The organism is Polaromonas sp. P1_E1_2 (assembly GCF_056406035.1).
The window spans coordinates 1-9,421 of record NZ_JBFUAZ010000104.1 but is presented as its reverse complement, the minus strand read 5'-3'; the positions used below and the strand labels follow the sequence as shown (position 1 = coordinate 9,421).

Genomic DNA, 9,421 nt, shown 5'->3' with positions numbered 1-9,421 from the left:
CACAAGAGCGTCACGGAGATACTGGCCTGGGGATCGCCATTCTTCTTGGTTTCATGACCTTCATCATGCTGGGCGCGTTCCTGATCGATCTCATCATCCAGATCCGAAAGAGACGGCCTTTCGCCTATTTGACTGACGCTTTCATCTTGCTGATGCTGCTCATGCCGTTTGGCTGGTTTGCGTGCAGTTGGTTTGGGTTGCACAACAGTCTTGCTTGCAGGATTCCCATGGTATTTTTCAGCCAGGTTCTAAGCTGGCTTGATCTGTGAGGCTTTTTGGCTGCCTGGAAGGCGTTTGAGTTTTGTCCAGTTGCAATCCATACCCGGTACCAATGAAATACCTGCTTCGCGTTTTCTGCATCTTCTTCCTTTTCCCTCTGTCGATGGCGCTGACAGCTTGTGTCACCGGCCCGGATGAAATTGTGCGGCCCGCCAGCCAGGCCGATTCGCCAAGGCTTGCGTATCCAGCGCGTGCCAGGCGCCTTGACGAGCAGGGCGTTGTCAGGTTGCGAGTGGAAGTTTTGGCGAACGGCAACGCCGGCGAGGTGCGGCTCCGTCAAAGCTCGGGTTCTGCCACGCTGGATGCGGCCGCAATCGAAGGCGTGAAAAAGTTCAAGTTCAACCCGGCCAGAACAAAGTCGGGCCGTGCCGTGGATTCCTGGGTGGAGCTTCCGATCAAATACGCTCTTGAGTAGCTGGCCGGGTTGGCGTGTGATTTTCCCGCTAAAGATACTCAACTTCCGTGGTGCCCCTGTCGCGCGGATGCTTCAAGTCATGCCTGTGGAAAAAAAACGTAACCGGTACACGCAAAGCTTCCCGGTGCTGAGGCTATAGTGCAAATATCAAATCCGCTCCCTCAGCTGATCAGGCAGACAGATCAACTGCAGTGGGAGCAGGGCTTCATGGGATTATTTGTACAGGCATAAAAATCCAGCGTATTTGCTGCAATGCCAAAAACAAGAGGGTTTGGGAGGATTCGATGTCCAAGTTAAACCATAGCAGTCAAGTTAGACCGCAGCTTTTGCGGTCTGAATTGCGTTAGGCATCTCATGGCACTGCTTTTAAAAATCATTGTCGTGCTGTTTGGCCTCGCATCTATCGTTGCGGGCGTGAAGAGTGTCTTGCGCCGGGAAGCTAAATTCACATGGAATGAAGATAGCAATGAGCAGCGTATCGTTGAAGGGCTTCCAGCGATCCTCATCGGCCTGGGCGAGATCGCCTTAGGCCTTTACATCCTCTTCTCTCTACGTTCTCATGCAAGCTGAGATATTCACATCGGACCGCTTGGCCATCGCCGATGTCGCCTGACCTCTCCTTCAAACGGTCACCTTGCAGAGCGCTTATGTCAAACGTCAGGCTCCTACCCTCCCGGGTTGTCGCGGGTTGTTTCAGGTTCGAGGGACCATTCTCTGAAAGTGACCAATTGCATGCCGCCTGATCCTTCCATCGAAGAGGCAACCGCAGCCCACTTGGGCCGACCCCTCATGCCAAACGTCGGGCTAATATGACTTCTGCAATCCACCTGAATCTGTCTGTCGCGGTCTTTGCCTTCGCAGTTCTTACTTCATCGTCAGCCTATGCATCTCCCTGCATGCAAGGTGCGAGATACGAAAGGAAAGATGGGGCCTATATGTCCATCGACACTCCAACCGAATCATCCGATGGGTTGGATCGAGCCCACTTTGAGCTGCAATCGTTGGGGAAAATGATTGCTGGAGCACCTACGGTTGGTAACCTGGAAGGTGAGCTGACAATTACACGAGACTCTTGCGCAGGATTCTTCTCCAGTCCGGATATTCCCTGCGCCATAATCGCAACGTTCAATGGAAATCGGGCGCAGGTTTACCAAATCGGACACTGCTACTCTGGTGCAGGCGCATACGCTGATGGTGTGTATATCAAGTCGAAGGCCAAGCCATTAAAGGCTCTAACCAAGTAGTGGAAGTCAAGGTATGAAGCCTAACCGATCGGCCGATGCGGACACAGCTGCAGGTTGCTGTTTCGCGACTAGTGTTGGTTGCCGGTGACCGCCAACGGTAGGCTTCGTTCCATGGTGCTGAGCAAGTTCGTGAAACTCATTCTCATTTTCTTGGGTGGCCCCTTGATCGCCTTTGCCATTCTCTTCGTCGGCTGCGAAGGAAAGCATCCTGCACTTGGCGTCATGTGTGGCCACAATATTCTCATGTCGCTGGTACTTTTCACGTTYGCGGCCTGGTTTGTGCTGGGTACCATCTCAGTCTTGATCGGTGTTCCAAGAGGACACGAATGAGTAAATTCGCTGCGGCCTGCTTACGGCCCGACTTGCCAATCGACACGAACCCACAACAGCAGCAGGCAGCTCTGCCGCAAGTGTTAGTCGTCCGGTCATCTTTACGCTAGGCCACTAATTCCATGGCAGCGATCTTTGCATTCAAATGTTCATGCTGCGGTGAGTTGCATGAGGGCTCGCCGAGTTTTGCATTTCAGGCGCCAGATCCATACACCTGGCTAACAGATGAACAGAAACAAGACATCGGGCGGCTGTCCGATGACCTTTGCGTTATCCGTCATACCGAAAGAACCGACTATTTCGTCAGGGCTGTTTTGGAAATTCCAATACATGGCGTAAGTGAGCCCTTTGTTTGGGGGGTGTGGGTTTCTGCAAGTCAACAGAGCTTTGAGCGCTATGTTCAAACCTTTGACACCCCGCTGGAAGGTGACGGCTTCTTTGGCTGGCTCTGCAACCGKATCAACCTGTATCCAGCCGAGCAATCCAGGTCCGCAGATGTCTTCATACAGCTGGGAGGTTTTCGGCCCAAAGTTGTCTTGCATTCCACAGTCAATGAGACTGATCAACTGGCAGTTGATCAGCTTTCGGGTATTACAGTTGAACGTGCCCAGTACCTGGCAGAGAAGGCTATGCACCAATGAGAAGGCGGACTATGGTCATGTTCGGTTTGGCCCACATCCATTCCTGCTGGACCTCTTCTTCGATAGGAGCAGCGGGCTGCCGTTGTGGTGCAGGTCCAGCAGAAATCCGCGCTGCGGCCGCACAGGATTAACAGCGAAGCCATTTCCAGCGAAGTCCCGGCGCGCCGGTATCATGGCGAGCCCCAACCCCTGAAAACCGCATGACCATCCTGCTACTCCCCCTCGTCCTCTTTGCTCTCATCACCCTGATGCCTGTGAAATGGGCTGCCGGGTTTGTCGACGCTGGCAACACCAGCTATGGAGCCGCYGCCGTTGCGGCGATCACCGCGCCCGCTGTGAGCCTGGTGGTCTTCAAGCTGTCCGGCGGGTTCATGGGCTTCGTGTTTGCCTTTGCGGCCGGGATTGCGGTGTACGCCGCGATTCTCCGCGTGCCGGGCCGATCCCTCATCGGTTTTTCCATCATGGTCGTTGCCTTGCAGGCTGCTGTGCTGTTTGTCTTTGTCTCATTTGGCGTCAAGACGGGGCAGGGGCTGGTTCTGACGCTCTAGGTGCGTCTGGTGCATGAACGGGTTCTTGCAGGCCGGATTTGCGGGTACATAGACTGATCCGAGGTTTCGTCTCGTGCTGTATCGCGTCAGCGGGGCTCTCTCATGTCAAAACGTCAAGCGTCAGAACCGGCTTCGCAGCGTGCGCATACCAAACTTAAAAGGAGCCCCACTTGCCATGAACACCATTCTCGTTTCACTGTTCGAGTACAAGGCCTGGGCGAACACCGAGCTCCACGCCGTCCTCGAAAAGTTTGATGCGCAGCAGCATCCCGATGAATTTCGTGCCATGCTTCACACACTCGATCACGCCAACGTTGTGGACCAGATTTTTCAGGGCCATCTGACCGGCGCCGCCACGCAGCGCTTCAAGGCAACGCACTCTGAACCTGCGCCGGGCTTGCCGGAGTTGCGGGAGATCGTGAGATCCACAGACGACTGGTACCTGCAGTTCGTACGCGGCGTCAGCGCCGAGCGTTTGAAACATCGGGTGCGTTTCACATTCACTGACGGTGACAGCGGCGCGATGTCGTGTGAAGAGATGCTTCTCCACGTCATTACGCACAGCGGCTATCACCGCGGGAGCATCGGCCAGATGCTTGAAGACTTGGGCACCGACTCTCCGCCAGACTCCCTGACAAAGTTTTTGCACAGGCATGAACCGGAGCGTCGACTCGGACCCAAGGGGTAGCGAGACGGGCGCACGGCAACGCATGCAGTAACGATGGCTAACTCTTCGTTCAATTCCCCTTGGCATCAACCCCGTTTGCACTTAACAACTCATGGCAACTTTGGACACCGGCCCTTTTTTTCACGGCACGAAAGCCGAATTGCAGGTAGGCGATCTACTGACATCAGGCTTTAAATCGAATTACGACGACAGCGTCGTGATGAATCACATTTATTTCACAGCCCTCTCCAAAGGTGCCGGGCTTGCCGCAGAAATAGCCAAAGGCAGCGGCAGGCCGCGAGTCTATATCGTTGAACCGACAGGGGAATTTGAGAACGACCCCAACGTCACAGACAAGAAGTTCCCAGGCAACCCGACGCGGTCCTATCGAAGCAAGCTGCCTGTAAAAGTTGTTGGCGAACTCGAAAGCTGGGAACCCTATGACTCACAGTTCATTCAACAACTGAGAAACCGCATAGAAAATGGCATGGGAAAAATCATCAATTGATGTGAGACAGCCCTGTGAAAAGAGCATCCAGTCGTGGCGATAGGGCCCCTGACGCGGTTTCGCCGCAAAGTGATAGTCTGGTTGTTTTTACGTGAGGCCGCACAGTCATTTGCTTTGCCATGTCATCAACCCTAACTCTTTATGGCTTGCCGCGCAGCGTGTATACGCGGATCGCCCGTCTAACGCTCGAAGAGAAAGCCGTGCCTTATCGAATCGAAGAGGTCGACATCTTCGGGCCAGGTGGCGTGCCTGCCGCCCACACCAAGCGCCATCCGTTCGGACGGATCCCCGTGCTGTGTCACGGAGAGCTGTCGATCTACGAGACGGCGGCAATCTGCCGTTACGTAGATGAGGCATTCCCCGGCCCATCGCTGCAACCGCCAACGCCGAGTGAGCGGGCGCGTATGGCGCAAGTAATCGGGCTGCTTGACTCCTACGCCTATCGGCCGATGGTGTGGGGAGTCTTTGTCCAGAGGGTTCGCCTGCCCATGACAGGCGGCTCCACCGATGAATCTCTGGTTGCCAAATCATTGAAAGAGTCCCGCATCGCCCTTGAAGCGCTTGCGGCTCTTGTCGGAGATTCACCGTTCCTTGCCGGCAACACCCTCTCTCTCGCAGATCTGCACGCCTATCCGATCCTCCGCTACTTCTCCCTTGCCCCTGAGGGACAAACAGCCATTGGCGAACATCGTGCTGTGGCGGAGTGGCTCGCGAGGCTTGGCACCCGCGCAAGTGTGCAACGTACCGTAACTCAATATGAGCCGCATGCTTTCGGCAGCAGTGCGGCCTAATCCYTCCATCGAGGGGAAGTCTTCCGGCAAGCTTCACTTGCCTCCAGCCGCCCCCATGCCAAATGCCTTGCGCCGTAGCAATCCGGGAGACGCAGGACTAAACCCATGACCAGGATGAAAAAACCTGAAGATGCGCCCGGTGCATTTCAAGCCGCCTGGAATGGCCACGACATGACGGCTCTCGGTGAGCTGTTCGATCAGGACGCAACGTTCGTGAATCGCTTCGGGCACTACGTGCGGGGCGTTGAGGAGATCGTGGCGCTCCACGTTCCGATTCACGAAACAATCTACCGCGACTCCACACTCCAGAACGAACTCATCGATGTCGCCCATATTGCCGACGGGGCGGCGGTCATCCATTTCTGGAGCCGCCTGGCTGCCGGCGCCAGCCACCCGGCCGGGCCCCATGTGGTGGATACGCTGATCCTCGCCGTGCTGACGAGACAGAGCGATATCTGGCGCATTCGGGTGCTCGAAAATGTGACCCTTGTGAACCCGCGGACAGGTGAGGCGATCTTGCGCGACTAGCGCAGTCTGGAGCTGACAGAGCGCCTTCTGTCAGTCGAGTCTTTTGCTATTAAAAGAGTAGCTGCTCGCGCTGGCCCTTATTGGATTGCGGGCTAATTTCGTTCTGAAAAAACGGCAAACTCTGCCTTCAGATGTTCCCCTGAAGCCCAAAAGCAGTCCAAAAAGCACCCAAAACAACTCCCGGAAAGGCAAAACACACATTATTCAGGTGCAAAAAGTAGCTGTAGGCCAATAAGGGTAGGCGCAAGCAGCTATTAAAACAATAGCAGATCTCGGCGTACCAAGTGCATCGTCAGCCTCCTGAAAGCCCGTTATCCATAATTAAGAATTCAGTTTCGCGGGTTTTCCAGCGTTTCTGGCCTTGCGACAACAACCCATCCGGAGACAACGCCGTGTTCAAGTCCCTTCTGCTCACCAAGTCCGACGCCGGCTTTTCAGCGGCCATCACCGACACCGACGAGGCCCAGCTCCCCGCCGGTGACGTGCTGGCGCAGGTTGAATATTCCACCCTCAATTACAAGGACGGCCTGGCGATTACCAACAAGGGGCCGGTGGTGCGCAGCTGGCCCATGGTGGCGGGCATTGACGGCGCGGGTACCGTGCTGGAATCCACCCACCCCGGCTGGAAGGCCGGCGACCGCTTTGTGCACAACGGCTGGGGCTTGGGTGAAACGCGCTGGGGCCTGATGGCTGAGCGGGCGCGCTTGCAGGGAGACTGGTTGGTGAAATTACCGGCAGCCTTCACCACCCGCCAGGCCATGGCGATTGGCACGGCGGGCTACACCGCCATGCTCAGCGTGCTGGCGCTGGAGCAGCACGGCGCCAAACCCGGCGACGGCGAGGTGCTGGTGACGGGCGCGACCGGTGGCGTGGGCAGCGTGGCCGTTGCCTTGCTGGGCAAGCTGGGCTATACCGTGGTGGCCGCCACCGGCAAGGCCAGTGAGGAAGCCTATCTGAGGCAACTGGGCGCCAGCAGCGTGATCGATCGGGCCGAGCTGTCTGCCCCCGGCAAGCCGTTGCAAAAAGAGCGCTGGGCCGCGGTGGTGGACGCCGTCGGCTCGCACACGCTGGCCAATGCCTGCGCGCAGACGCGCTATGGCGGTGTGGTCACGGCCTGCGGGCTCGCGCAGGGCGCGGATTTCCCGGCGACGGTGATGCCGTTTATCCTGCGCAGCGTCACACTGACTGGCATCGACAGCGTGATGGCGCCCCTGGCCAAACGCCAGCAGGCCTGGGACCGGTTGGCAAAAGACCTGGACACTGCCAGGCTCGAGGCCATGGTGGAAGAGATTTCGATGGCGAAAGCGGTAGAAAAGGCCGCCGACTTGATGTCGGGCAAGGTGCGCGGCCGCATCGTTGTCAAAATCTGAGCACGGCCCCAAAAAGCAAAAACGGAGACGAGACATGACGAGCTACGCAGACTTCTACCGCCAGTCCATCGACCAGCCCGAGGCCTTCTGGACCGAGCAGGCCCAACTGATCGACTGGCACAAGCCCTTCACCCGCGTCTGCAATGACGACAAACCGCCGTTTGCCCAGTGGTTTGAGGGCGGGCAAACCAACCTGTGCCACAACGCGGTAGACCGGCACCTGAAAGACCGGCCAGACCAGCCCGCGCTGATTTATGTCTCCAGCGAAACCGGTATTGAAAAAACCTACACCTTCGCCGAGCTGCACGCCGAGGTGCAGCGCATGGCCGCCAGCCTGCTGGCCATGGGCGTGGTCAAGGGCGACCGCGTGCTCATCTACATGCCCATGATTGCCGAGGCCGCCTTTGCCATGCTGGCCTGCGCGCGCATAGGCGCCATCCACTGCGTGGTGTTCGGCGGCTTTGCCAGCGGCTCACTGGCTTCGCGCATCGACGACGCCACGCCGCGCGTGATCATCAGCGCCGACGCCGGCTCGCGCGGCGGCAAGGTGGTGGCGTACAAGCCGCTGCTCGACGAAGCCATCCGCCTGTCAAAACACCAGCCTGAAGCCGTGCTGCTGGTTGACCGCGGCCTGGCGCCCATGTCCATCGTGGCCGGGCGCGATTTGCATTGGGAGACCTTGCGCGCCAAGTACATGCACGCGCTGGTGCACTGCGTGTGGCTGGACTCCGCCGCCATCAGCTACACCATCTACACCAGCGGAACCACCGGCAAGCCCAAGGGCGTGCAGCGCGACACCGGCGGTTATGCCGTGGCGCTGGCCGCCAGCATGAAGCACATCTTTGACGGCCGCGCGGGCGAAACCTACTTTTCGACCAGCGACATCGGCTGGGTCGTAGGCCACAGCTACATCATCTACGGCCCGCTGATTGCCGGCATGGCCACCATCATGTATGAAGGCCTGCCCACGCAAGGCATGGACAAGCAACCCAACGGCGCCATCTGGTGGAGCCTGGTGGAAAAGTACAAGGTCACCGGCATGTTCAGCGCGCCCACCGCGGTGCGCGTACTCAAAAAGCAGGACCCGGCCCTGCTCAAAAAACACGACCTCTCAAGCCTGCGTGCCTTCTTCCTGGCCGGCGAACCGCTCGATGAGCCGACAGCCCGCTGGATCAGCGAAGGCCTGAACGTGCCCATCATCGACAACTACTGGCAGACCGAATCCGGCTGGCCCATCATCACGATTGCCAACGGCGTTGAAAAGAAGGCCAGCAAGTTCGGCAGCCCCGGCGTGCCCATGTACGGCTACAAGGTCAAGATCCTGCACGAGTCCACCGGCGAAGAGCTGACGCAACCCCATGAAAAAGGCGTGGTCGTCATTGAAGGCCCGACGCCGCCCGGCTTCATGCAAACCATCTGGAAGGACGACGCGCGCTTCGTCAACACCTACTGGAAGAGCGTGCCCGGCAAAATGGTCTACAGCACTTTCGACTGGGGCATACGCGACGAAGACGGTTACTACTTCATCCTGGGCCGCACCGACGACGTCATCAATGTCGCAGGCCACCGCCTGGGCACGCGCGAGATTGAAGAAAGCATTTCAGGGCACGCCGGCGTCGCCGAGGTGGCGGTGATCGGTGTGGCCGATCAGCTCAAGGGCCAGGTGGCGATGGCTTTTGCTGTGCCGAAGGATGCGAACGTGCTGGCCGACAAGGTGGCGGCCATGAAGCTTGAAGGCGAGATCATGAAACGCGTGGACGGCGATCTGGGGGCTGTCGCCCGACCGTCACGCGTGCACTTCGTTTCAGCCCTGCCCAAGACCCGCAGCGGCAAGATGCTGCGCCGCGCGATCCAGGCCGTGTGCGAGGGCAGGGACCCGGGGGATTTAACGACGATGGATGACCCGGCGGCGTTGCAGCAGATTCGGGATCGGGTGGCAGGGTAAGGCCGCAGTGCGGGGGCGTTTGCGGGCGTTCTAGCCCGTATTCAAAGACCGTCAGGGCGATCTGACAACCAGGATTGAAACATCTGCCTGGTTCGGTGAGCATCTTCCTCAGATTTGAAGAATAGATCGGCGCCGCCATCGTAGGGCGCAAACGC

14 protein-coding genes are annotated in these 9,421 nt (G+C 58.0%); 13 read left to right on the top strand and 1 reads right to left on the bottom strand.

Going from position 1 to position 9,421, the window contains the following annotated elements:
• The 13 genes from AC1D1P_RS07585 to AC1D1P_RS07525 all read left to right on the top strand — a co-directional run.
• The coding region (locus AC1D1P_RS07585) for a hypothetical protein (RefSeq protein ID WP_477672565.1) at window positions 1–269 on the top strand (269 nt) is incomplete at its 5' end.
• 62 nt (window positions 270–331) lie between these two features.
• Window positions 332–694 carry an energy transducer TonB gene (locus AC1D1P_RS07580; protein WP_477669312.1) on the top strand — a complete coding sequence of 121 codons (363 nt, stop codon included), beginning with the start codon at window positions 332–334 and terminating at the stop codon, window positions 692–694.
• A 354-nt stretch (window positions 695–1,048) separates the two neighbouring features.
• Window positions 1,049–1,264: a hypothetical protein gene (locus tag AC1D1P_RS07575; protein ID WP_477669313.1), complete on the top strand. Its 216-nt coding sequence runs from the start codon at window positions 1,049–1,051 to the stop codon at window positions 1,262–1,264.
• A 365-nt stretch (window positions 1,265–1,629) separates the two neighbouring features.
• Window positions 1,630–1,938, top strand: coding sequence for a hypothetical protein (locus tag AC1D1P_RS07570; protein ID WP_477669314.1), 309 nt, complete (start codon window positions 1,630–1,632; stop codon window positions 1,936–1,938).
• A 129-nt stretch (window positions 1,939–2,067) separates the two neighbouring features.
• Window positions 2,068–2,268, top strand: coding sequence for a hypothetical protein (locus AC1D1P_RS07565; RefSeq protein WP_477669315.1), 201 nt, complete (start codon window positions 2,068–2,070; stop codon window positions 2,266–2,268).
• Window positions 2,269–2,390: 122 nt separating this feature from the next.
• Entirely contained in the window at window positions 2,391–2,909 is a 519-nt protein-coding gene (locus AC1D1P_RS07560; RefSeq protein WP_477669316.1) for a DUF2199 domain-containing protein, read from the top strand.
• A 200-nt stretch (window positions 2,910–3,109) separates the two neighbouring features.
• On the top strand, window positions 3,110–3,457 hold the full coding sequence (locus AC1D1P_RS07555; protein WP_477669317.1) for a hypothetical protein: 348 nt from the start codon (window positions 3,110–3,112) through the stop codon (window positions 3,455–3,457).
• A gap of 175 nt (window positions 3,458–3,632) precedes the next feature.
• Window positions 3,633–4,145 carry a DinB family protein gene (locus AC1D1P_RS07550; RefSeq protein ID WP_477672564.1) on the top strand — a complete coding sequence of 171 codons (513 nt, stop codon included), beginning with the start codon at window positions 3,633–3,635 and terminating at the stop codon, window positions 4,143–4,145.
• Between the two features lie 91 nt (window positions 4,146–4,236).
• A complete protein-coding gene (gene arr, locus AC1D1P_RS07545; RefSeq protein WP_477669319.1) occupies window positions 4,237–4,632 on the top strand; it encodes an NAD(+)--rifampin ADP-ribosyltransferase in 396 nt (131 codons plus the stop codon).
• Between the two features lie 119 nt (window positions 4,633–4,751).
• Window positions 4,752–5,423: a glutathione S-transferase family protein gene (locus tag AC1D1P_RS07540; RefSeq protein WP_477669320.1), complete on the top strand. Its 672-nt coding sequence runs from the start codon at window positions 4,752–4,754 to the stop codon at window positions 5,421–5,423.
• Between the two features lie 105 nt (window positions 5,424–5,528).
• Window positions 5,529–5,951, top strand: a complete 423-nt coding sequence (locus tag AC1D1P_RS07535; RefSeq protein ID WP_477672563.1) for an SgcJ/EcaC family oxidoreductase — start codon at window positions 5,529–5,531, stop codon at window positions 5,949–5,951.
• Between the two features lie 392 nt (window positions 5,952–6,343).
• Window positions 6,344–7,321 (top strand): acrylyl-CoA reductase (NADPH), encoded by a 978-nt coding sequence (gene acuI, locus AC1D1P_RS07530; protein ID WP_477672562.1) that lies wholly within the window; start codon window positions 6,344–6,346, stop codon window positions 7,319–7,321.
• Window positions 7,308–9,266 (top strand): propionate--CoA ligase, encoded by a 1,959-nt coding sequence (locus AC1D1P_RS07525; protein WP_477672561.1) that lies wholly within the window; start codon window positions 7,308–7,310, stop codon window positions 9,264–9,266. The genes acuI and AC1D1P_RS07525 overlap by 14 nt, the downstream gene beginning before the upstream one ends.
• Before the next feature lie 41 nt (window positions 9,267–9,307).
• Here AC1D1P_RS07525 and AC1D1P_RS07520 read toward each other — a convergent pair.
• Window positions 9,308–9,421, bottom strand: a 114-nt coding sequence (locus tag AC1D1P_RS07520; protein ID WP_477672566.1) for a DUF3885 domain-containing protein, incomplete at its 5' end; no start/stop codon positions are given.

What these genes read in the sequence shown, in the direction of transcription:
- arr (WP_477669319.1), top strand. Translation starts at nt 4,237, where the DNA reads ATGGCAACTTTGGACACCGGCCCTTTTTTTCACGGCACGAAAGCCGAA.
- AC1D1P_RS07550 (WP_477672564.1), top strand. Translation starts at nt 3,633, where the DNA reads ATGAACACCATTCTCGTTTCACTGTTCGAGTACAAGGCCTGGGCGAAC.
- AC1D1P_RS07580 (WP_477669312.1), top strand. Translation starts at nt 332, where the DNA reads ATGAAATACCTGCTTCGCGTTTTCTGCATCTTCTTCCTTTTCCCTCTG.
- AC1D1P_RS07575 (WP_477669313.1), top strand. Translation starts at nt 1,049, where the DNA reads ATGGCACTGCTTTTAAAAATCATTGTCGTGCTGTTTGGCCTCGCATCT.
- AC1D1P_RS07570 (WP_477669314.1), top strand. Translation starts at nt 1,630, where the DNA reads ATGTCCATCGACACTCCAACCGAATCATCCGATGGGTTGGATCGAGCC.
- AC1D1P_RS07540 (WP_477669320.1), top strand. Translation starts at nt 4,752, where the DNA reads ATGTCATCAACCCTAACTCTTTATGGCTTGCCGCGCAGCGTGTATACG.
- AC1D1P_RS07535 (WP_477672563.1), top strand. Translation starts at nt 5,529, where the DNA reads ATGACCAGGATGAAAAAACCTGAAGATGCGCCCGGTGCATTTCAAGCC.